Below are 23,205 nucleotides of genomic sequence, written 5' to 3' on the forward strand. Positions count from 1 at the left end.
GCCGCCCCCTTCCGTGAGACGCCGCTTCGGCACGCGACACGCCGGGGGAGGCGCACCGGAGCGGCATCTCGCGGGGAGGGGACGGTCGGGTCAGCGGGCGACCGGCGTGGAGACGGACGACGCGCCCGCGCTGGTGGCGACCGCGTCGAGGACGCGCTGCACGTCGAGGGCGTCGGCGAATGTGGGCGTGACCGCCGTGCCTCCGGCGATCGCCTCGACGAGGTCGACGACCTGGTGCGTGAAGAGGTGCTCGTAGCCGATGCCGTGCCCGGTCGGCCACCAGGCCGCCATGTACGGGTGCGCCGGCTCGGTGACCTGGATGCGCCGGAAGCCCTGCGCCTCCTCGGGGTCGCGGGCGTCGTAGTACTCGAGCTCGTTCATCCGCTCGAAGTCGAACGCGATCGAGCCGAGCTCGCCGTTCACCTCGATCCGGTTGGCGTTGCGGCGGCCGGTCGCGACGCGGGTCGCCTCGAAGACGCCCAGGGCGCCGCCCTCGAAGGAGGCGGTGAAGGCCGCGGCGTCGTCGACGGTCACGGCGCCGCGCGGGGCGTCGGCACCGGCGCGGCCGCCGAGGCCGACCTGCTCGCTGAGCACGGGGCGCTCGGTGGTGAAGGTGCGCAGCGTCGCCGAGACCGAGGTGATGCCGCGGCCGGTCAGCCACTGGGCGGTGTCGATGCTGTGCGCGCCGATGTCGCCGAGGGCGCCCGAGCCGGCGCGCTCCTTCTGCAGGCGCCAGGTCAGCGGCGCCTCGGAGTCGGACAGCCAGTCCTGCAGGTACTGGGCGCGCACGTGGCGGATGTCGCCGAGGCGGCCCTCCTCGATGAAGCGCTTCGCGAGGGCGAGGGCCGGGGTGCGGCGGTAGCTGAAGCCGCACATCGCCACCTTGCCGGAGGCGGCGGCCGCGGCGACCATCCGCTCCGCCTCCTCGACGGAGTTGGCGAGGGGCTTCTCGCACAGCACGTGCTTGCCGGCCTCGAGGGCCGCGATGGCGATCTCGGCGTGGGTGTCGCCCGGGGTGCAGATGTCGACGAGGTCGATGTCGTCGCGGGCGATGACGGCCCGCCAGTCGGTGGAGGCCTCGCTCCAGCCCAGCCGCTCGGCGCGCTCCGCGGTCGAGTCGGGGTTGCTCCCCACGAGCACGGCGAGCTCGGGGCGGAGGGGGAGGGGGAAGAAGCGGGAGGCGGTGCGCCAGGCGTGCGAGTGGGTGCGGCCCATGAAGGCGGTCCCCACCATCGCGACGCGCAGGGCTCGGTCGTTCGACATCGTCGTCCTTTCGTCGGCCGTACGACCCTGCCACGGGTCGGGGCGCGGGCGCTACCGCGCTCGGCGAGGCCGCCTCCGGGGCGACGCGCCCGGGCTGCACCGACATGAGCGCGTTCATAGGGTTCGGAGAGCGCTCTATCACGGACGGAATGTCTCAACCGCCGCCGTCAGATGTCGCGTAATCCCGCGGATCCCAGCCCTGACGCGGTAGCAGGAAGCCCTCGGGGCGACTGGGCGATCACCCGAACCGCCTTCGAATCGGTTCAGAACTTTTGCTTGACCCGCGACGTAAGTGGAAGTAGCTTCATCCGCATGGTCACCGCAGACCCCCGCAGCACTGCTGCACAGCCTCTTCCCCGCACCTCCGACGAGTCTCAGCAGCTGCTTCTGCAGATGCGCGGCATCGTGAAGGTCTTCCCCGGCGCCCGTGCTCTCGACGGCGTCGACCTCGATGTCCGACCCGGTGAGGTGCACTGCCTCCTCGGCCAGAACGGCGCCGGCAAGTCCACCCTCATCAAGACCCTCGCCGGGGCCCACCAGCCCACCGAGGGCGAGATCCTCGTCGACGGGAACGTCGTCACGATCCCGTCCCCGACGGCGGCCCTCGCCCTGGGCATCGCGACGATGTACCAGGAGCTCGACGTCGTCGACGGCCTCTCCGTCGCCGAGAACATCTTCCTCGGCCACGAGCTCTCCCGCGGCGGCTTCACCGCCCGGGCGAAGGCCACGAGGATCACCCGCGAGCTGATGGAGCGCCTCGGCCACTCCGAGATCTCGCCGAACCGCGAGGTCGGCACGCTCTCCGCCGCCGGCAAGCAGATCGTGCAGATGGCCCGCGCCCTCTCGCACGACGCGCGGGTCATCATCATGGACGAGCCCTCCGCGGTGCTCGACTCCGAGGAGGTGGAGAACCTCTTCCACGTGGTGCGCCAGCTCACCGCCTCCGGCGTCGCCATCGTGTACATCTCGCACCGCCTCGACGAGATCCGCGCCATCGGCGACCGGATCACCGTGATCAAGGACGGCGCCACCGTCGCGCAGAACCTCGCGGTCGCCGACACCCCCACCTCGAAGCTCATCACCCTGATGACCGGCCGCGCCGTCGAGTACGTGTTCCCGGACCGCCAGGAGCTCGACGTCGAGGCCGAGACGCTGCTGAAGGTCGAGAAGCTGGGCCTGCAGGGCTCCTTCTCGGACGTCTCCCTCGAGATCCGCGCCGGCGAGGTCGTCGGGCTCGCGGGGCTGGTCGGCTCCGGCCGCTCCGAGATCCTCGAGACCATCTACGGGGCGCGCCGCGCCAGCACCGGGACGGTCAGCGTGGCGGGCAAGCGCCTGCGCGCCGGCTCCGTCACCTCGGCGGTCGACGCCGGCATCGGCCTCTGCCCGGAGGAGCGCAAGAGCCAGGGCCTGCTCCTGGACGAGCCGGTCTACCGCAACATCACCCTCTCGACCTTCGACCGCTTCGCCAAGCGCGGCTTCCTCGACGAGCGCTCCGAGCGCGCGGCGGCGGCCGAGCAGGCGGTCTCCCTCGACCTGCGGCCCTCCGGGGTCGACCGCGACGCCCGCACCCTCTCCGGAGGCAACCAGCAGAAGGCGCTCCTCGCCCGCTGGCTCGTGCGCGGCTGCCGCGTCCTGCTGCTCGACGAGCCGACCCGCGGGGTCGACGTCGGCGCACGGGCCGAGATCTACACCCTGATCAGGGACCTCGCGACCAACGGCGCCGCCGTGCTCGTGGTCTCCAGCGAGATCGGCGAGGTCCTCGGACTCTCCGACCGAGTGCTCGTGATCTCCGACGGCGCCGTGGTCCACGAGGGCCCGGCCGATTCGATCGACGAGCACCGCGTGCTCGATCTCGTCATGGAAGGAAGTGCAGCGTGAGCGGACAGCTCGACACCGCGTCGCCGTCGATCGGCGGTCCGCAGGAGGACGCCGCCCGTCACGCGTCGGCCGCGACGGGAGGCTCCTCCGGGGGCGTGCCCTCGAAGGACTCCCGCTCCGGGATCGCCCGCCTCATGCAGGGCTCCCTCGGCCGCAACGTCGGGCTGCTGCTCGCACTGGTGATCCTCTGCATCGTCGGATTCGCGACCGCGGGGGAGCGCTTCGCCAGCGTCGACAACGTGCTCACGATCCTCCGCCTCGCCGCCGTCATCGGCGTGCTGAGCATCGGGATGACCTTCGTCATCACCTCCGGCGGCATCGACCTCTCGGTCGGCTCCGTGATGGGGCTCGCGACGGTCTGGGCGAGCACGGTCTCGACCCAGTACTACGCGGCCAACACCTCCTGGCTGGTGATCGTGCTCACCGCGGTCGTCGTCGGCCTCGTCTGCGGCCTCATCAACGGCGCGCTGATCGCCTACGGCCGGGTCGTCGCGTTCATGGCCACGCTGGCGATGCTCGTCGCCGCCCGCGGCTTCGCCGAGCTGATCTCGAACCGCCAGACGCAGGTCGTCACGGTCACGCCGTTCCTCGACTTCTTCCGCGCCGACGTGCTCGGCATCCCGGTGCTCGTGCTGATCTTCGTGGTCGTCGCCGTCGCCGGCTGGATCCTGCTCAACCGCACCACCTTCGGCCGTCGCACCATCGCGGTCGGCGGCAACCCCGAGGCCGCCCGCCTCGCCGGCATCAAGGTCCGCCGCCACACCATGTACGTCTACGGCCTCGCCGGGCTCACCGCCGGCATCGCCGCCGTCATGATGCTCGCCCGCACCACCGCCGGCAGCTCGACCAACGGCCTCCTCTACGAGCTCGACGCCATCGCGGCGGTCGTCGTCGGAGGCACGCTGCTGGCCGGCGGCCGCGGCACCATCGTCGGCACCGTGTTCGGCGTCCTCATCTTCACGACCCTGACCAACGTGTTCACGCAGAACAACATGTCGACCTCGACTCAGGCCGTCGCGAAGGGCGCGATCATCGTCGCCGCCGTCCTGCTGCAGCAGCGGTTCGCCGCCCGCGGCAGGAAGTCCTGACCCCGGGGCTCCGGCCCCGCTCCTCCACACACAGCAACCCACCCGACCACTCAGGTCACCTCTCCGCAGGACACGTGTGCCCTCGGACCCCTCGGATCGATCGAAGGAGATCACTTCCATGCCCGCACGCCCCTTCACCCGCAGCCGCCTCTCCCGCACCGCCCGACTCGGCTCGGCCGGCGTCGCCTTCGGCGCCGTCGCGCTGATGCTCACCGGCTGCATCTCGAACGCCCCGGTCGAGACCGGCAACGCCGCCTCCGGCGGGACCGCCGCCGCCGTGGCCGCCTCGGACAACGACGCCTCCGGCGACAACGTCGTCATCGGCTTCACCGCTCCCGCCGCCGACCACGGCTGGATGGGCGCGGTCAGCCGCGCCGCCATCGCCGAGGCCGAGAAGTACGACGACGTGGAGCTCCGCACCGCGGAGGGCACCAACGACGTCAACCTCCAGATCAGCCAGGTCGAGACCTTCATCAACGACGGCGTCGACGCGATCGTGCTCCTGCCGATCGACGGAGCGGCGCTCACGCAGGTCGCCACCCAGGCGATGGAGGCGGGCATCACCGTCATCAACGTGGACCGCGAGTTCTCCAGCCCCTTCGCCGCCCGGTCGACCATCCTCGGCGACAACTACGGCATGGGCGTCAGCGCCGGCACCTACATCTGCGAGGAGCTCGGCGACAACCCCGACGCCGTCGTCGCCGAGATCGCCGGCATCGACTCCCTCCCGCTGACCCAGGAGCGCAGCCAGGGCTTCTCGGACGCGCTCGAGGGCTGCGGACTCGACGTGGACAACCGCGTCGCCGCCGACTTCACCGTCCAGGGCGGAGAGCAGGCCGCGGCCAACCTCCTCCAGGCCGCGCCGAAGATCGACGCCATCTGGAACCACGACGACGACCAGGGCGTCGGCGTCCTCGCGGCGATCGACACCGCCGGACGCGACGAGTTCCTCTTCGTCGGCGGCGCCGGATCGGCCAACGTGATGCGCGCGATCGAGGCCGACGACTCCGTCGTCAAGGCCACGGTCGTCTACCCCTCGACCCAGGCCGCGGACGGCATCAAGCTCGCCCGCCTCGTCGAGCAGAACAAGTCGATGGCCGACACCAGCTCGCTCGGCGTCCCGCGCCAGATCCAGCTCTTCGCGCCGGTCGTCACCAAGGACAACGTCTCCGAGTACCTGCCCTCGGCCTTCGAGTCCTGATCGGCCCCACCAGCCCGGGTCGGCGCGGGAACCATCCCGCGCCGGCCCCCACCTCGGCGCCGCCCCGGGATCACTGACGACCCGCAGCGCAGCGCCACCGGCATCCGCGAGAGGAGGAGGAGTGCAAGACACCGGCCCCAGGGCCGGACAGGAGGAGACCGGATCCGCTCAGTCGTGCGGACAGCGACGGACCCGGCCTCTGCGATGAACACCTCATTGAAGGAATCACATCACGCATGAATGGTAAGCGATCCTCGAGAAGAAGCATCAGGCGTCTTCTCGCACTCGGCATCGCCGGGATGGTGACGGTCTCCGGACTCACCGCCCTCGGCCTGCCCGCCTCGGCCCACGACGGAGTGGACCACGGTTCCGAGGGCGGAGCATCCGCTCTCGACTGGAGCAACTACGAGAAGGTCCTGCTGACGAAGAACGTCGGCGAGCCCCTCGACCTGGCCGTCCTCCCGGACAAGTCGGTCCTCCACACCGCTCGGAACGGCGAGATCCGCCACACCGACCCCAAGACCGGCACCACCCGTGTCGTCAACACGATCCCCGTGTACCAGAACTCGGAGGACGGGCTGCAGTCCGTCGGCATCGACCCCGACTTCGCCGAGAACAAGTGGGTCTACCTCGTCTACGCGCCCCCCGGGAACACCCCGACCGGCGCGGCCCCGAACATGCTGCCCGAGGGCGCGACCGACAGCTACTGGGACCAGTGGAAGGGCATCAACCGCCTCTCCCGGTTCAAGTGGACCGGCTCGGGCCTCGATCTCGCGAGCGAGCAGAAGATCATCGACATCGAGACCCAGCGCGGGCAGTGCTGCCACGTGGGTGCCGACTTCGACTGGGACGCCGACGGCAACCTGTACCTCTCCACCGGCGACAACACGCCAGCGAGCGCTCCGGGTGCCGCGGGCTTCGCGCCGAACAACGACGCGCCCCGCATGAACCCGGGCTTCGACTCGCGTCGCGGCGCCGGCAACACGAACGACCTCCGCGGCAAGATCCTCCGGATCACCGTGCAGGAGGACGGCTCGTACACGATCCCCGACGGCAACCTCTTCCCGGTGGGAACCGAGAAGACCCGCCCCGAGATCTTCGTGATGGGCGTCCGCAACCCGTTCAAGATCGACGTCGACGCCGAGACGAACACCCTCTCCTGGGGCGACTACGGCCCCGACGCCACGAAGGCCGCTGCGGCCGACGGCGTCCGCGGCCCGATGGGCCTCGTCGAGTGGAACGCGACCGGACTGGACGAGCCGCACAACTCCGGCTGGCCCTACGTCCACGGACCGAACGCGCCGTACAACGAGTGGAACTTCGAGACGTCGACGCCCCGCGGCTTCTTCGACCCGGAGAACCTGAAGAACAACTCGCGCTGGAACACCGGCCTCGTCGATATCCCGGACGCCAAGGCGGCGACCGTCTACTACGGCGACAACCCCGGCGACCAGCCGTTCGACGAGCTCGTCAACTTCGGGACCAGCACCGGCCAGGGCCCCATGGGCGGACCGGTGTACCACTTCGACGCGGACAACACCTCGACGTCGAAGTTCCCGGAGTACTGGGACAAGAAGACCTTCTTCGGCGAGTTCTCGCAGGACTACATCGCGGCGTTCACGCTCGATGAGGACCGCGCGGTCACGCACATCGAGGACTTCCTCCCCAACGCGGCGCTCAGCCAGGCCGCGCAGCCGATCCACGACAACCCGATGGACATGGAGTTCGGCCCCGACGGGTCGATGTACGTGATCGAGTACGGCGACGGATTCTTCCGCGCCAACCCCGACGCGGGCCTGTACCGGATCGACTACGCCGAGGGCAACAAGGCGCCGCAGGCCCGCTTCACCGCGACCCCCCTGTCCGCCTCGCAGACCCCGCTCGAGGTCACGTTCGACGCCAAGGGATCGACCGACCCCGAGGGCGACGCGCTCACCTACGACTGGGACTTCGACGGCGACGGCACCTTCGACGCCACCGGAGTGTCCGTCAAGAAGACCTACACCGAGCTCGGACAGTTCACGGCCCGTCTGCGCGTCACCGACGCCAAGGGCAAGTTCAGCCTGACCTCGCGGGTCATCTCGGTCGGCAACCAGGCGCCGCAGATCCAGATCCAGACGCCCGGCAACGGCTCGTTCTTCAGCTGGGGCGACGCGATCCCCTACCAGGTGACCGGCAAGGACGCTGAGGACGGCGACCAGATCGTCAGCAGCCGCGTGGGCTGGACCTACGGCCTCGGCCACGACGAGCACGCCCACCCCGAGGTCACCGGCACCGGTGCCAAGGGAGCGTTCCCGACGTCCAAGGACTCGCCCGAGCACGGCCCCGGCGCGCTGCTGTACGGCACCGTCGTCGTGACCTACACGGACGGCGGCTTCAACGGCCTGCCCCCGGCTGCGGCCGAGGCGACGCTGCGGCTGAACCCGAAGACGCAGGAGGCGGAGCACGCCGCCCGTGAGGGCGTCCTGCCCTACGCGGACACCACCGCCAGCGGCGGCAACGCCGTCAGCGGACTCGGTGCGGGATCCTTCCTGCGCTGGGACCCGGTGAACTTCGCCAACCTGACCGGCGTCGTGGTCCGCGCCACCGGTGAGGGCACCGTCGACCTCCGCTGGAACGCTGCCGACGCAGCGCCCTTCGGAACGGCGACCATCCCCGCGGGAGCCGGCTGGAAGGACGTCCTCGTCCCCTTCGGCACCAACGTCCCCCGCGGCACCGGCTCGCTCTACGTGACCTCGCCCAGCGGCCTGTCGCTCGACTCCCTCACCTTCCAGGGTGCCGGCGCCGGTGACAAGACGGCTCCGACCGTCGCGGCGACCCTCGACCCGGCAGCGCCTGCGGGCGTCGGCGGCGTCTACAACAAGCCCGTGACCCTCGGCCTCACCGCCACGGACAACGGAGCGCTCTCCACCGTCCAGTACTCCGCCGACAACGGCACGACGTGGACCACGGTCCGCGCCGTCAACGGCGCGTACACGGTCCCGTTCACCACGAACGGCGCCCGGACGATCCAGTACCGCGCCACCGACACCGGCGGCAACGTCTCGGCGGTCGGCACGGTGAAGTTCACGATCGACCTGGCCGCGGCGAACGCCCCGACCGCCGCGTCGACCACCACCGTGGCGCTCTCGGCTCCCCGCGTGACCTTCGGGGCACCGGGCGAGGCGACCGTCACGGTCACCGGTCAGGGGGGGAACCCCGGCGGAGAGGTCGTCCTCTACGAGGGCGCCACCGAGCTGGGCCGCGCGACGCTGAACGACGGCAAGGCGACCTTCGCCCTGCCGAAGACCCTCGGCGCCGGCACCCACACCCTCCGTGCGGCGTACGGCTCGGACGCCACCTTCAAGGCCTCGGAGGGCACCGCCCGCCTGATCGTCTCGAAGGCCGCCTCGGAGCTCACCGCGACCGTCTCGCCCAACCCGGTCAAGCCGGGCGCCAGCGCGCAGGTCACGGTCGACGCGACGTCCTCGACGGGTGTCGCCGGCACCGGTCAGGTGAGCGTGATGGTGAAGAGGAACCTCTCCACCGTCGCGATGCTCACCGGGACCCTCGACGAGAACGGGCACGTCGTGGTGACGCTCCCGAAGCTCGCGGCGGGCAGCTACAAGCTGACCGTCACCCACACCGCCACGGCGGACACCAACGCCGCGTCGGCGCTGCTGAACCTCACCGTCCAGCAGTAGCCCCCGCGCAGGGGCCGGCCGGCTCGACTGGGCCGGCCGGCCCCCCACCCCCTGCACCATCTGCCATTTCGAAGGAGAAATGATGCACCACCACCACGCATCCATCACGGCCAAGCCGATGAGCCGGCGCTCGCTGATGACGGCCCTGGCCGCATCGACCGTCGCGGTCGGCGTCGGAGCGGGAGCCCTCGCGGCACCCGCCACGGCCGCCCCCGCGCCCTCGTCCGGATCCACGCGCCTGGTCCCGATCAACCGCATCGGCATCCAGCTCTTCAGCGTCCGCGACAAGGTCTCGTCGCTCGGCTTCCGGGCCGTCTTCGAGGAGCTCGGCCGCATCGGCTACAGCGAGATCGAGTTCGCCGGGTACACCCAGGGCAACGTCGGAGCGATCACCCCGCAGCAGATCCGCCAGCTGCTCGACGACAACGGCCTCCGCGCCGTCGGCTCGCACGTCGGCACCAACCTCCTCCGCTCGGAGCTGGGCAAGCAGATCGAGATCGCGCAGATCCTCGGCACGCCGCACCTCGGCACCGGCAACGCGCCCACCAACGTCAACACCAAGGCGGGCTACCTCGCCGCGGCGGAGGAGTGGAACAAGTGGGGCCAGCAGGTCTCGGCCGCGGGCATGAAGCTCTACCAGCACAACCACGCCGGTGAGTTCGGGTTCGCCACGGACGACCCCAAGACCCGCCTGTACGACCTCTTCTACGACAACACCGACCCGCGTCACGTGTACCTCGAGATGGACGTCTACTGGGCGTACGTCGGCAAGAAGCTCTACCCGGGCTTCGAGCCGCTCGACTACATCAAGCGCAACCCGCGCCGCTACCCGATCCTGCACCTCAAGGACGGCAAGACGAACAACGCCAACACCAACGGCTACGACATCGTCGAGTTCGGCGCGGGCAACCTGCCCTACCAGGCGTTCCTCTCGGAGCTGCGCGACCGCGGCCAGCGCTTCGGCGTCTGGGAGCAGGACACCGCTCCCACGCTGGCGACGCCGCCGAGCACGGGGAACTCCCTCGAGGCCGCTTCCCGCAGCTACTCCGCGATCGCTGCGCTCCGTGGCTGAGCGCACCCCGCGCCGCGCGCGCCGCACCGACAGCACCACCACCAGCACGACGCGCACGAGCGCACCGAGGAGAACCCCCATGAAGTGGAAGACGCCCACGGCGGTCCTCGCGGCCGCCTCCCTCGCGATGGTCGCCGCGCCGTCCGCCTTCGCGGCGACGACGGACTGCACCACCGAGCTCGGGAACCAGACGATCACCGGAGATCTCAACGTCGGCGCGGGCCAGACCTGCGTGCTCGGCAACGTGACCGTCACCGGCAACGTCATCGTCGGCGACGACGCCTGGCTGGACGCCACCTCGGCGACCATCGGCGGCGACGTGATCGGCACCGACGCGTACGGCATCTCGATCGACGGCACCAGCGTCGGCGGAGACGTCGTGTCGTTCTCGGACGGCAGCCGCAACGGCTTCCTCTACCTGCGCGACCTCACGGTCGGCGGCATGGTCGAGGCCGGCGGGATCGACGTCGAGTTCAGCGACCTCTCGGTCGACGGCTCGGTCAGCACCGACGCGGCGAACTACGTCGACGTCGACCGCACCAGCGTCGGCGGCGACGCCACCTTCGCCGGCAGCGACTTCGGCGTGAACGTGCAGGGCGCCATCGTCGGCGGCTCGCTCGCCGTCACCGGCTCCTCGCGCGGCGTCCTCCTGGGCGCGAACGAGGACGGCTCGGCCTCGGCCCTCGGCAACACGGTGGGCGGGAACCTCACGCTCTCGGGCAACTCCGGCAACGTCCAGCTCGCGGGCTCGACGGTCGGCGGGCGCATCGCGCTCGCCGACAACGCGCCGGCGGTCAACTTCGGCGCGGGCAACACCGCCGCCGGAGTCGACGGCACCTTCACGGGAACGGCGGCGGGCGCTGCGGCGGCCGGCGACCAGGCCGTGGCCGTCATCGTCCCCGAGGCCAACAAGGGCGAGCTGACCTGGACGCTCGAGGGCACCAGCAACCTGGTGAACCTCGGCGTCGCCGAGGAGCAGGGCGACCACTTCGCCGCCTCCGGTGAGCTCGTGCCGGTCCGCGTGACCGACACCCGCCTCAACGGCCCGGCCTGGTCGGTCACCGGCCAGCTGAGCGACTTCCGCTCCGGCGAGAAGACGTTCTCGGGCAAGCACCTCGGCTGGACCCCCGAGGTCCTGGAGAACACGGGCGGTGCCGTCGCCGGCGCAGCCGTCCCCTCCGGGTTCGACTCGGGCAACGGCCTCGCCACGCCCCGCGTCCTCGGCTCCGCCGCGGCGCAGCACCCGACCGGATCCTCGGTCCTGGGCGCCGACCTCGACCTGAAGCTCCCGCTCTCGGTCGGAACCGGCACCTACACCGCGACGCTGACGCTCACCGCGCTCGGCTAGCACCGGTGGGGCGGCCTCCGGGCCGCCCCACCCTCCCCCCGTCTCCCCGCGAGACGCCACTCCGGTCCGCCCCGCTCGGCGTGCCGCGTACCGGAGCGGCGTCCCGCGGGGAGGCATCCCCCCTTGCAACGGAAGCCTGATCGATGTCGCTCATGCCACGCACCTCCCGCACCACCGCCGCCCTGCTGCTGATGACGCTCCTCGCAGCCGGCGGCCTCTCGGCTCAGGCGGGTGCCCAGGAGGCGGACCCCGCCTCCACGCCGGTCACCTGGGGGGTGCGCCCCGCCGACACCGAGCAGGGCAGCGAGCGGCCGAACTACGCGTACGCCCTCGATCCCGGCGGACGCCTCAGCGACGCCCTGATCGTCTCCAACTACGACGACGAGGAGCAGACGTTCCGCGTCTACGGCTCCGACGGCTTCATCACCGAGGCCGGCCAGCTCGACCTGCTCCCCGCCGCGGAGCCCTCGACGCAGCTCGGCAGCTGGATCGCGTTCCCCGAGCCCGAGGTCACCGTGCCCGCCGGCGAGAGCGTGCAGGTCCCGTTCGAGGTCGTCGTCCCCGACGACGTGACCCCGGGCGACTACGCCGCGGGCGTCGTCTCCTCGATCCTGGTGCAGGGCGAGACCGGAGTCTCGGTCGACCGGCGCCTGGGCTCGCGCATGTACCTCCGCGTCGGCGGCGAGCTCGCCCCGCGCCTGTCGATCGACGGCCTCGCCGTCTCGTACCAGGGCGGCTGGAACCCCTTCGCCCCCGGCTCCGCGACCGTCGACTACACCGTGACCAACGCGGGCAACACCCGTATCGCGCCGGGCGCCGAGATCAGCGTCGCCGGCCTCTTCGGCCTCGCGCCGGTGTCCGCGACCGACCCGGAGCCGCTGCCCGAGCTCCTCCCCGGAACCTCCGTCTCGCGCACCGTGACCGTCGCCGGAGTCTGGCCGCTCTTCGTCGCGACCGCCCGCGCCGCGCTCTCGGGCACCGTCGTCACCGCCGACCAGGCCGCGCAGGCCGACTCCGCCGTCGTCGTCCCCGACGTGCCGGTCGCCACCGCCGAGACCTCGGCCGCGGCCGTGCCGTGGAGCGCCGTGCTCCTCCTCGCCCTGCTCATCGGGCTCATCGTGCTGACCGTCGTCCGCCGCCGCCGCCGGGCCGCGGGGGAGCAGGCGCGCATCGACGCCGCCGTCGCCGCCGCTCTCGGCGCCCAGCCGGAGGACGCCGACCGCGCGGAGGTCCGCTCCTGACCGGGTGCGGCCGACGCGGTCCGCGAGGGATCGCGCCGGCGCGGCCCGCCATCTCCGGGCGCGCGGCCGCCGCTCTAGCGGACCGCCCGCCCCTCGGCGCGCAGCTGCTCGAGGAAGCCGTCCACCACGGCGGGGCTGAGCAGGTGCCCGCGCAGCATCAGCGCGGCACCGCGCACGCCCCCGCTGCCGCCCAGCTCGGCGGTCACCACGTCGAGCCGCTGCGTCGCGAGGGGGAGGGAGCGCTCGTCGATCACCGAGCGCACGGCCGTCAGGATCTCCGGGCTGGCGAGGGCGACCGCGCCGCCCAGCACGATGACGGAGGGGTTCAGCAGGCTCACGCAGGTGGCCAGCACCTCGCCGAGCTGGAGTCCCGCGATCCGCGCCGCCTCCACGGCCTCGGGATCGCGCGCCTTCAGCAGGTCGATCAGCTCGCGCACCGACTGCACGTCGCGGCCCGCCCGGGCGAGCCCGGCGGCCAGAGCGGAGCCGCCCGCGACCGCCTCGAGGTCCCCCTCCTGACCGCCCGCCGCGGCCGGGGCCGTGCGCGGCACCTGGACGTGGCCGAGATCACCGGCGGAGCCGAGGGCTCCGCGCTGGAGCAGCCCGGACGAGACGATGCCCGCGCCGATGCCGGTGCCGACCTTCACGAACATCAGATCGAGGGCGTGCGGGAACCGCGAGGCCCGCTCGCCGAGCGCCAGCAGGTTCACGTCGTTGTCGACGAGCACCGTGGTGTCGTAGCGCCGGCGCACGAAGGCGGGGATGTCGAAGCCGTCCCAGCCGGGCATGATCGGCGGGCGCACCGGGCGGCCGCTCGCGTGCTCCACCGGGCCGGGCACGCCGACCCCGATTCCCGCGAGGGCGGAGCGGTCGACGCCGGCCGCGGCGAGGATCCCGTCGCAGACGTCGAGCGCGTGCCCGAGCACCGCCACGGGGCCCTGCGCGATGTCGAGCTCCTCGCGGCGCTCGGCGATGATGCGGCCGTCGAAGTCGGTCAGCGCGATGGTCGAGTGCGCCGCGCCCAGGTCGATGGCCAGGAGCGAGCGGACGGCCGGGTCGAAGACGAGGCGCGCGGACGGGCGGCCGCCGGTCGACGGAGCGCGGTCGAGGTGCGCGATCAGTCCGAGGTCGAAGAACTGCTCCAGGCGCGTCATCACCGCGGTCCGCGCGAGGCCCGTCTCCTCGACCAGCTCGGCGCGGGTGCGCGGCCGACCGTCGGCGAACAGCCTCAGCATGTCGCCGGTCGCGGTACCCGCGCGCTCGGCCACGCTCAGCTCCTTCTCTCGGCCCGGAGGACGGGTTCGGGGGACAGCACACCTGAGGAAACCAGTCAACGCACGGTCGCGCAATCTCGGCGGGCCCTGCGTGCGGGTCCTGCGCAACACGGCCGGCCGGAGGCGCGACGCGCGCCCGGCCGCGGCCCCTCCCCACTCCGATCGCCCGGGTGCGCCCCGACGATCGCCGCTCAGCCAGCCCTTCCAGACAGGAGAGAACGATGACCTCGTCCGACACCACCACCACAGGCGCCCCCCGATCGAGCGGGCGCATCGGCCTCTGGCTGATCGGGGCCCGGGGCAGCGTCGCCACCACGGCCGCCGTGGGCCTGCACGCCATCGCCGCCGGAGCCGCGCCCAGCTCGGGCTGCGCCACCGCGACCCCCGCCTTCGAGGACGTCCCGCTCGCCGGGTTCGCCGACATCGTCATCGGCGGCCACGACGTCTCGCCGACCCCGCTGCTCGAGAAGGCCACGGGCCTCGCGGCCGGTGGCATGTTCCCGACCTCGGTCGTCGCCGAGGTGGCCGACCGGATCGACGCGACCGACGCCGAGATCCGCCTCGCCCCCTCCGACGCCGCGTCGCAGCAGGAGGAGATCGACCGCCGGGCCGCCGACATCGTCGCCTTCCGCGAGCGCCACGGCCTCGCCCGGGTCGTCGTGATCGACGTCGCCTCGACCGAGGTGCTGCCGGCCGACCGTCCCGAGTTCCACGACCTCGCCGCTCTGCGCGCCGCCCTGGCGCGTCCGGGCGAGCGCCTCCTGCCGCCGAGCTCGATCGCCGCCCTCTCGGCCGTCGTCGCGGGCGCGGCCTACGCCTGCTTCACTCCCTCGACCGCGCTGGCTCTGCCGGCCCTGGAGGAGTGGGCCGCCGAGGCCGGGATCCCGATCGCCGGCCAGGACGGCAAGACGGGGGAGACCCTGCTCCGCAGCGTGCTCGCGCCGATGTTCACGGCGCGCGGGATGCGCGTGCTCTCGTGGGCGGGGGCGAACCTCCTCGGCGGCGGCGACGGGCAGACCCTCGCCGACCCGGAGGCGGTGCGCTCGAAGCTCGTCTCGAAGAACCGCGGACTCCGCAGCCTCCTCGGCGACGACGTCGTCACTCCGCTCCACATCGACAACGTCCCGGACCTCGGCGACGTCAAGACCGCCTGGGACCACGTGCACGCGGAGGGCTTCCTCGGCTCGCGGATCACGGTGCAGACGATCTGGTCGGCGTACGACTCGGCCCTCGCGGCGCCGCTGATCCTCGACCTCGCCCGCCTGCTGGCGCTCGCGGACGAGGCCGGCGTCTCGGGCCCGGTCGGCGAGCTCGGCTTCTTCTTCAAGGACCCGTGGGGCAGCGACGTGCACGGGTTCGCCGAGCAGACCGCGGAGCTGGTGGCCTGGTCCGCCCGCACCGGCGCGCTCGTCGCCGAGCGCCGCACCCCGGTGACGAGCGGGACGCGGAGCGATGGCTGAGCTGCGCGACTACCTCGAGCTCGTCCGCGCGAAGGCCGCGCTCACCGTGATCGGCGACACCGTCGCGGGCGGAGCGTGGGCGGGCCGCGGAGTGGGAGCGCGCACGGTCGCGCTCCCGCTGTCCTCCGCGCTGCTCTACTCGGCGGGCATGGCGCTCAACGACTACGCGGACGCCGAGCTCGACGCCCGGGAGCGGCCCGAGCGGCCGATCCCCTCGGGGCGCATCCGGCGCTCGGCGGCGCTGGGCACGGCGGCCGCGCTGACCGCGGCGGGGATCGTCGTGGCGGCCGTCGTGGACGGGCGGCGCTCGCTCGCGCTCTCGCTGCCGCTCGCGGCCGGGATCTGGTCGTACGACCTGCTCGCGAAGCCGACTCCGCTGGGCCCGGTCGTGATGGCGGCCTGCCGCGGTCTCGACGTGCTGCTCGGCGCGGGCGTCGACGGCGTGCGCGCGGCGGCCCCCGCCTCCGCCGCTGTGGCCGCGCACACGCTCGGCGTCACCGTGCTCTCGCGCGGCGAGGTGCACGGCACCACCCCGGTCGCGGCGGGTGCGGTCTCGGCCGGCACCGCGGCGATCGCGCTGTCCACCGCGGCCGGCGCTCTGGCCGAGCGCCGGGCCGCCCCCGCCGCGGTCGTCGCCGCGGGCCTCGGGCGCTGGCTCCTGCTCGTGCTCACCGCGCAGCTGCAGGCCGTGCGGACGCCGACGGCCGCGGCCGCGCGGACGGCGACCCGCGCGGGCATCACCGGGATGATCCCGCTGCAGGCCGCGCTCGCCGGTCTGAAGCGTCCCGAGCTGGGGGCGGCGCTGCTCGCGCTCGACGCGCTCGGCTCCCTCCTGCTCCGCCGCCCGCGGACGGCGGACATCACATGAGCGCCACCGGACCCGTCCTCGGCTACGGCACCAACGGCTTCGCCGACCACACCCTCGACGACGCGCTCACGGTGATCCACGCCGCGGGGTACCGCGCCGTCGCGCTCACCCTCGGGCACCCGCACCTCGATCCCTTCGCAGCCGACTGGCGCGAGCGGACGCTGGCGCTCCGGTCGCGGCTCGACGAGCTGGGCCTGCGCGTGGTCGTCGAGACGGGCGCGCGGTACCTGCTCGACCCGTTCGCGAAGCACCGCCCCACGCTGGTCGACGAGGAGGCCGGCCCCCGGGTCCGCTTCCTCGAGCGCGCGATCGAGATCGCCGCGCTGCTGGGCGCCGACGCCGTCTCCCTCTGGTCGGGGGTCGTGCCGGCGGGCGCGGATGCGGCCGCGGCCTGGCGTCTTCTCGTCGAGCGGATGCGCGGCGTCGTCGCGACGGCCGAGCGCCACGGCGTGCGGCTGGCCGTCGAGGCCGAGCCGGGGATGCTGGTGGAGACGGTGGCCGACGCGCTGCTGCTGCGCCGCGAGCTCGGCGACCCGGAGTCGGTCGGGCTGACGGTCGACCTCGGCCACTGCGTCGTGGTGGAGCCGGACGGCGTGGTCGGAGCCCTCCGCAGCGCCGGGGACCTGCTGCTGAACGTGCAGGTCGACGACATGCTCCCGGAGCGGCACGAGCACCTCGAGCTCGGCACCGGATCGCTCGACCTCGCGGCCGCCTTCGCGACCCTCGCCGAGATCGGCTACCGCGGGATCGCCGCCGTCGAGCTGCCCCGGCACTCGCACGACGCGCCCCGCCTGGCCGTGGCGAGTCTCGCGGCGATGGAGGAGGCGCTCGGCGGCGCCTCCTCGCACGCCGAGCACCCGTGGACCGCGGCCGCCCGCTCCGCCGTCCTCGAGCGCCCGTCGCGGATCGAGCGCTTCTTCCCCGCCGCGGGCCGCGAGGCCGGACGCGAGCCGCTCCGGCCCGCCGAGGACCCGCACGGCCTCGTCCACGGCACGCACGACGACGCGGCCCGCGCCGCCCTGGTGCAGGCCGCCGCGCAGGCGCTCGGCGACGACGACCTGGCCGCTCTCCTCCTCCGCCTCTACCGCGGCGGGGACGGCGCCGAGCGCCGCGGAGTGCTGGCCGGGCTGAACGCCCTCGGCGACCCGGGACCGGCTACGACCCTCGCCGGCCTCGAGCTGACCGCCGACGCCCTGCGCGCCAACGACACCCGGCTCGTCGCCGCGGCGATGGGCTCCTTCGCCCGCCGCCACCTCGACGCGCACGCCTGGCGGCACGGGGTGCTCAAGCTCGTCTTCCTCGGCGTCCCGCTCGCAGCGGTCGCCGGGCTGGAGGAGCGCAGCGACGCCGAGCTGCGCGCGATGGCCGGCCGCTTCGCGGACGAGCGCCGCGCGGCCGGGCGCCCGCTCCCGGACGATCTGGCGGTGCTCCTGCCGAGCTGACCGCCCCCGAACGCCGCCCCGACCGCGGGGCACCACCACCGATGAGAAAGGCGCGACGATGCGCATCTTCGACCCGCACATCCACATGACCTCCCGCACCACCGACGACTACCAGGCGATGTTCGACGCCGGCGTCCGCGCGGTCGTCGAACCCTCCTTCTGGCTCGGACAGCCGCGCACGAACGTCGGCTCGTTCACGGACTACTTCGACGCCCTGATCGGCTGGGAGCGCTTCCGCGCCGCGCAGTTCGGCATCCGCCACCACTGCACCATCGGGCTCAACCCGAAGGAGGCGAACGACCCGCGCTGCCGGGCCGTCCTGCCCGAGCTCGACCGCTACCTCGCCAAGGACGGCGTCGTCGCGGTCGGCGAGACCGGCTACGACTCGCTCACCCCCGAGGAGGACCAGGTCTTCCGCCAGCAGCTCGAGCTCGCCGGCGAGCACGGCCTCCCCGCGATGGTGCACACCCCGCACCGCGACAAGGAGTCGGGCACCCGCCGGACCCTCGAGGTCGTCGCCGACTCGGGTCTCGAGCCCGGGCGGGTCCTCGTCGACCACCTCAACGAGGTCACCGTCGACGCGGTCCGCGACTCCGGCTGCTGGATGGGCTTCTCCATCTACCCCGACACGAAGATGGACGAGACCCGCCTGGTGACGCTGGTCGAGCGGATCGGGCTGGACCGCGTGCTGGTCAACTCCGCCGCCGACTGGGGCCGCTCCGACCCGCTCACGACCGCGAAGACCGGCCGCCTCCTCCTCGTCGCCGGCTTCAGCGCGGGCGACGTGGACCGGCTGCTCTGGCAGAACCCGGTCGAGTTCTACGGGCAGAGCGGACGCCTGGACCTCTCGCCCGTCGCGGGCTTCGACGTGCAGGAGTCGGCCGGCCGCACCTTCGAGGGCAACTCCGTGCTCCGGGGCGCGCCGCGCGTGGCGGAGGTCGTGTGATGCACCTCTCCTACTGCACCAACGTCCATCCCGCCGAGGACCTGGCCGGGGTCGTCCGCCAGCTCGACGTCTACGCCGGGCCCGCGCGCGTGGCCGCCGGGCTCGCCCTGGTCGGAGTCGGCCTGTGGATCCCGCGCGACCTCGCGGCCCGCCTGGTCGCCAGCGCCGAGGACCGCGCCGTCCTCCGCGCGGCCCTGCAGCGCAACGGCCTGGAGGTGCGCACGCTCAACGCGTTCCCGTACGCCGCGTTCCACGCCGAGGTCGTGAAGCTCGACGTCTACCGCCCCGACTGGACCACGCCGGAGCGCCTGCAGTACACGATCGACTGCGCGCGGATCCTGGCCGACCTGCTGCCCGCCGGCGCCGACGGCAGCATCTCGACGCTGCCGCTGGGCTGGCGCGAGGGCTGGGGACGGGAGCAGGACGAGGCCGCCTGCCGCAACCTCGCCCGGCTCGTCGAGGAGCTGCGCGACCTGCGCCGCTCCACCGGCCACGCGATCCGCCTGGCGATCGAGCCCGAGCCCGGCTGCATCCTCGACACCGTGGACGACGTCGTCGACTGGCTGCACCCGCGGATCGGAGTGGTCGACCCGGCGTACGTGGGCGTGTGCCTCGACACCTGCCACCTCGCCGTCTCCTTCGCCGACCCGGTCTCGGCCGTCCGCCGCATCCGCGACGCGGGCCTGCGCGTGGTCAAGGTGCAGGCCTCCGCCGCGCTCCACCTGGAGGACCCCTCGGGCCGCGCCGCGCTCACCCCGTTCGTCGAGAAGCGCTACCTGCACCAGACCCGCGAGAACGGGATCGACGGAGTGCTCCGCGTCGACGACCTGCCCGAGGCGCTGGACACGCTCCCCGGCACCGGCCCGTGGCGCGTGCACTTCCACGTGCCGCTGCACCACCGGCCGGAGGCGCCGCTCTCGGCGACCACTGCCGTCCTGGCGGAGGCGGTCTCGGCGGTCGACGCCGCCTGGCCGTACGACGAGATCCACCTCGACGTCGAGACCTACACCTGGTCGGTGCTCGCCGACGCCCCGAGCGACCTCTCGACGGGCATCGGCGCCGAGCTCGCCTGGGCGGCCGCGCACCTGCTCACGCCCGCCTCCCGAGAGGCGCTGCTGGCGCCCCTCCTCCCGCAGGCGGCGGCGCTGTGAGGCCCGTGCTGCTGCTCGACGTGGTCGGGCTGACCTCGACGGCGCTCGCCGACATGCCCCGCCTCTCTCGGCTGGCCCGCGCGGGCGGGCGCCTGCCGCTGGACACGGTCCTGCCCGCGGTCACCTGCAGCGTGCAGTCGACCATGCTCACCGGCTCGATGCCCGCGCAGCACGGGATCGTCGGCAACGGCTGGTACTTCCGCGACCTCGGCGAGGTGCACCTGTGGCGCCAGCACAACCGCCTGGTCACGGGAGAGAAGGTCTGGGAGACCGCGCGCCGGCTGAGCGGGGAGCCGTACCGCGCGGCCAACATCGGCTGGTGGTACGCGATGGGGGCGACGACCGACGTCACCGTCACTCCGCGCCCGATCTACCACGCCGACGGCCGCAAGTCGCCGGACGCGTACGTGCGCCCGCCGGCGCTGCACGACGAGCTGGTCTCGCGCTTCGGCGCCTTCCCGCTGTTCCAGTACTGGGGGCCGACCGCGTCGCTCCGCTCGACCCAGTGGATGGTCGACGCGACCCGGCATGTGCTGGCGGGCGACGGCTCCGGCCCGCCCGAGCTGACCACGGCGTACCTGCCGCACCTCGACTACGACCTCCAGCGCTTCGGACCGGACTCGCCCGAGGCGCGCCGGGCCGCGTCGGAGCTCGACGTGGTGCTCGCTCCGCTGCTCGACGACGCGGAGGCGCTGGGCGCGTCGGTGATCGTGGTCGCCGAGTACGGGATCGCCGACGCCGACACTCCGGTCGACGTGAACCGGGCGCTCCGCCGCGAGGGCCTGCTCGAGGTCTACGTGCAGGACGGCCGCGAGCAGCTGGACCCGTGGACGTCGCGCGCGTTCGCCGTCGCCGACCACCAGGTCGCGCACGTCTACGTGCAGGACGCGGCGGACCTGCCGCGGGTGCGCTCGATCCTCGAGGGGCTCGACGGCGTCGACGAGGTGCTCGACCGGGAGGCGCAGGCCCGCTACGGCCTCGACCACGAGCGCTCGGGCGAGTTCGTCGTGGTCGCCCGGCCGGGGGCGTGGTTCACCTACTACTACTGGCTCGACGACGACCGCGCGCCCGACTTTGCCCGCGGCGTCGACATCCACCGCAAGCCCGGCTACGACCCGGCCGAGCTCTTCTTCGACCCGGCCGACCCGCTGGTGAAGGCGAAGGCGGCGGGCAACCTGGCCAAGAAGGCACTGGGGCTGCGCTACGCGATGAACCTGGTGCCCCTGGACGCGTCGCTCGTGCGCGGCACGCACGGGAGGCTGCCGTCCTCGTCGTCGGACACTCCGCTCGTGCTGGCCTCGGACGCGGACCTGCTGCCGGCCGGAGCCGCGTCGCTCCCGGCCACCGCGGTGCGCGACCTGGTGCTCGCGGCGCACGGCCCGGCCCTCGCGAAGGAGGCGTCGGCGCTCGCGCGCTGAGGGAGGGGACGCCCGGCGGCCCGTGCGCGGGCCGTCGGGTGCCGGGGGCTCAGCCGGGGTCGCCGCGGCCCGACGCGGGCTCAGGCGAGCTCGCCGCGGTCCGACGCGAGCTCAGGCGAGCTCGCCGCGGACCGCAGCGGGCTCAGGTCCTCGCCGCGGACCCAGCCGGGCGGCCGGGCGGCTCAGCGCGGCACGAGCCCGGTGAGCCGCGCCGTCAGCCGCTCGACGGGACCCGCACCGAGGAACCGCCACCACAGCACGGCGGCCGCGCACAGCCCGAGCACGAGGGCGAGAGCGGCGAGCGGAGTGTCGGCGGAGTAGCCGAGGCCCGCCCGCGCGAGCGCCGCGACGAGAGCCACCTGCAGCACGTAGACCGAGAGCGCGAGCGTGCCGATCGCCCGGAGCGGCACCAGCAGCCGCTGGACAGCGGGGGAGCGCGACGTGGTCGACAGCACCACCGCGACGTAGGCCAGGAGCACGAGCCCGAGGTCGTGCAGGGTGTCCGGGAGGCTGCCGGAGGGCGACTCCACGCCGAGCAGGAGCGCGACCAGCGGCCGCACCGGATACGCGACGACCGCGACCGCCGCGAGCACCGGCAGCAGCCGGTCCCGCTGCGCGCCGTGCCGCAGCAGCAGGGCTCCGAGGAGGAAGAAGGGGAGCAGGTTGGTCGCGCGGTAGCTCGGCCCGCTGAAGAGCCAGAGGGCGAGCGGAGAGCCGGATGCGGCGGCGGCGACCGCGGCGTTCACGGGCCCGGCGGCGAGCGCGAGCACAGCGGCCAGCGCGGCGATCGTCCGGGAGCGGAGGAGCAGCAGCGGCGTGCCGAGCACGAGCACGACGCCGAGGTACTGCAGCACGATCGCGATCCAGCTGCCCCAGGTCTCGAGCCAGACGCCGAGCGCCACGAGCACCGCGCCGCGGATCGCGTTCCGCAGCAGCACCCGCCCGGGCGAGGCACCGGGCCGCGCGAGCACCAGGGCCGCCGACATCCCCATCACCAGCGCGAACAGCGGCGACGCGAGATCGTTGACGTTCCACGCCAGGAACCCGACCACTCCCGTGCGCGCGCTCGGCACGAGCGGCATCGCGTGCGCGACGAGCATGGCAGCCACCGCCACTCCGCGCAGCACGTCGGGGGCGACCAGTCGGTCGTGCCGGAGTCGCGGAGCCGTCGCAGTCATCCCGCGAGAGTAGGCGCGCCCCCGCCGCCGCGCCCCGCGCGAGCGCACCTCGCGCCACCGGCCGCCCGCCGGGCCGTCCGCCGGGCCGTCGGCCGGGGCGCCACCCGCTCCGCCGACGTGCGCTGCTGTCCGCTCCCCTCCGTCGGCCGGGGCCTCCGGCCGCCCGCTCCCAGCCGTCGCTGACCGGCCGCGGCGCCGCCCGCCCCGCCCGCGTGCGCTGCTGTCCGCTCCGCTCCGTCGGTCCGGGCCTCCGGCGGCCCGCTCCCACCCGTCGCTGACCGGCCGCGGCGCCGCCCGCTCCGCCGACGGGCGCTGCTGTCCGCTCCGCTCCGTCGGCCCGGCCTCCGGCCGCCCGCTCCGATCCGTCCTCCCGCACGGGCCGTTCGTGACGGATCGACGCCCGGCGCCCTCCGGCAGGCCCGCGCTCGCTCCGCATGCGGCGCCCAGTCGCGCCCGGCCCGCTCCGATCCGTCGCGGACGGCCCGTCCTGCGCTCCTCCGCAGGCCGTGAGCGACGGATCAGCGCCCGCCCGCGCCGCCGCCTCGCGCGGATCCCCGCCGCAATGCCCCGTCCGTGCCCTCGGCCTGCTCCGATGCGTCACGAACGGCTCCTTCCGTCCTCCCGAAGCGACCGTTCGTGACCCGTCGGCGCCCGTTCGTCCGCACGCGCGCCCGCGCCGCCGCCTCGCGCTGGG

The 23,205-nt window shown here is 73.5% G+C and carries 16 protein-coding genes; 13 read left to right on the plus strand and 3 right to left on the minus strand.

The annotated features are described in order from the left end of the window. Window positions 1–90: 90 nt before the first annotated feature. Window positions 91–1,263 carry a Gfo/Idh/MocA family protein gene (locus C5C35_RS12725; RefSeq protein ID WP_104226598.1) on the minus strand — a complete coding sequence of 391 codons (1,173 nt, stop codon included), beginning with the start codon at window positions 1,261–1,263 and terminating at the stop codon, window positions 91–93. 393 nt (window positions 1,264–1,656) lie between these two features. Between C5C35_RS12725 and C5C35_RS12730 the strand changes: the two genes are divergently transcribed. From C5C35_RS12730 to C5C35_RS12760, 7 genes are all read left to right on the plus strand, one after another. After that, window positions 1,657–3,141, plus strand: coding sequence for a sugar ABC transporter ATP-binding protein (locus tag C5C35_RS12730; RefSeq protein WP_208543410.1), 1,485 nt, complete (start codon window positions 1,657–1,659; stop codon window positions 3,139–3,141). A gap of 134 nt (window positions 3,142–3,275) precedes the next feature. After that, on the plus strand, window positions 3,276–4,229 hold the full coding sequence (locus C5C35_RS12735) for an ABC transporter permease (protein WP_068256795.1): 954 nt from the start codon (window positions 3,276–3,278) through the stop codon (window positions 4,227–4,229). A gap of 118 nt (window positions 4,230–4,347) precedes the next feature. Further along, window positions 4,348–5,430, plus strand: coding sequence for a substrate-binding domain-containing protein (locus C5C35_RS12740; protein WP_104222461.1), 1,083 nt, complete (start codon window positions 4,348–4,350; stop codon window positions 5,428–5,430). Window positions 5,431–5,666: 236 nt separating this feature from the next. After that, window positions 5,667–9,113: a PQQ-dependent sugar dehydrogenase gene (locus tag C5C35_RS12745; RefSeq protein WP_146086983.1), complete on the plus strand. Its 3,447-nt coding sequence runs from the start codon at window positions 5,667–5,669 to the stop codon at window positions 9,111–9,113. Between the two features lie 82 nt (window positions 9,114–9,195). Further along, window positions 9,196–10,185 (plus strand): sugar phosphate isomerase/epimerase, encoded by a 990-nt coding sequence (locus C5C35_RS12750; RefSeq protein ID WP_219813837.1) that lies wholly within the window; start codon window positions 9,196–9,198, stop codon window positions 10,183–10,185. A gap of 79 nt (window positions 10,186–10,264) precedes the next feature. Further along, window positions 10,265–11,533, plus strand: coding sequence for a hypothetical protein (locus C5C35_RS12755; RefSeq protein ID WP_104226600.1), 1,269 nt, complete (start codon window positions 10,265–10,267; stop codon window positions 11,531–11,533). Between the two features lie 152 nt (window positions 11,534–11,685). Continuing rightward, entirely contained in the window at window positions 11,686–12,774 is a 1,089-nt protein-coding gene (locus C5C35_RS12760) for a hypothetical protein (protein WP_146078976.1), read from the plus strand. A gap of 74 nt (window positions 12,775–12,848) precedes the next feature. Here C5C35_RS12760 and C5C35_RS12765 read toward each other — a convergent pair whose 3' ends face one another. Continuing rightward, window positions 12,849–14,042, minus strand: a complete 1,194-nt coding sequence (locus C5C35_RS12765; protein ID WP_258059432.1) for an ROK family protein — start codon at window positions 14,040–14,042, stop codon at window positions 12,849–12,851. Window positions 14,043–14,269: 227 nt separating this feature from the next. Between C5C35_RS12765 and C5C35_RS12770 the strand changes: the two genes are divergently transcribed. The 6 genes from C5C35_RS12770 to C5C35_RS12795 are packed head-to-tail and all read left to right on the plus strand — an operon-like array spanning window position 14,270 to window position 21,333. After that, window positions 14,270–15,508, plus strand: coding sequence for an inositol-3-phosphate synthase (locus C5C35_RS12770; RefSeq protein WP_104226602.1), 1,239 nt, complete (start codon window positions 14,270–14,272; stop codon window positions 15,506–15,508). Next, a complete protein-coding gene (locus tag C5C35_RS12775) occupies window positions 15,501–16,376 on the plus strand; it encodes an SCO3242 family prenyltransferase (protein WP_219812291.1) in 876 nt (291 codons plus the stop codon). Before C5C35_RS12770 ends, C5C35_RS12775 begins: the two co-directional genes overlap by 8 nt. Further along, window positions 16,373–17,818 carry an EboA domain-containing protein gene (locus C5C35_RS17295; RefSeq protein ID WP_104263224.1) on the plus strand — a complete coding sequence of 482 codons (1,446 nt, stop codon included), beginning with the start codon at window positions 16,373–16,375 and terminating at the stop codon, window positions 17,816–17,818. The genes C5C35_RS12775 and C5C35_RS17295 overlap by 4 nt, the downstream gene beginning before the upstream one ends. 58 nt (window positions 17,819–17,876) lie before the next feature. Beyond that, on the plus strand, window positions 17,877–18,764 hold the full coding sequence (locus C5C35_RS12785) for a TatD family hydrolase (protein WP_104222466.1): 888 nt from the start codon (window positions 17,877–17,879) through the stop codon (window positions 18,762–18,764). Next, window positions 18,764–19,915 carry a metabolite traffic protein EboE gene (eboE, locus tag C5C35_RS12790; RefSeq protein ID WP_104222467.1) on the plus strand — a complete coding sequence of 384 codons (1,152 nt, stop codon included), beginning with the start codon at window positions 18,764–18,766 and terminating at the stop codon, window positions 19,913–19,915. Before C5C35_RS12785 ends, eboE begins: the two co-directional genes overlap by 1 nt. Beyond that, window positions 19,912–21,333, plus strand: coding sequence for an alkaline phosphatase family protein (locus C5C35_RS12795; protein WP_104260663.1), 1,422 nt, complete (start codon window positions 19,912–19,914; stop codon window positions 21,331–21,333). Before eboE ends, C5C35_RS12795 begins: the two co-directional genes overlap by 4 nt. Before the next feature lie 182 nt (window positions 21,334–21,515). Here C5C35_RS12795 and C5C35_RS12800 read toward each other — a convergent pair whose 3' ends face one another. Beyond that, window positions 21,516–22,511: a DUF418 domain-containing protein gene (locus tag C5C35_RS12800; protein ID WP_104263225.1), complete on the minus strand. Its 996-nt coding sequence runs from the start codon at window positions 22,509–22,511 to the stop codon at window positions 21,516–21,518. Window positions 22,512–23,205 lie beyond the last annotated feature (694 nt).

This window comes from Rathayibacter sp. AY1F8, from assembly GCF_002932165.1.
Classification (GTDB): Bacteria; Actinomycetota; Actinomycetes; order Actinomycetales; family Microbacteriaceae; genus Rathayibacter.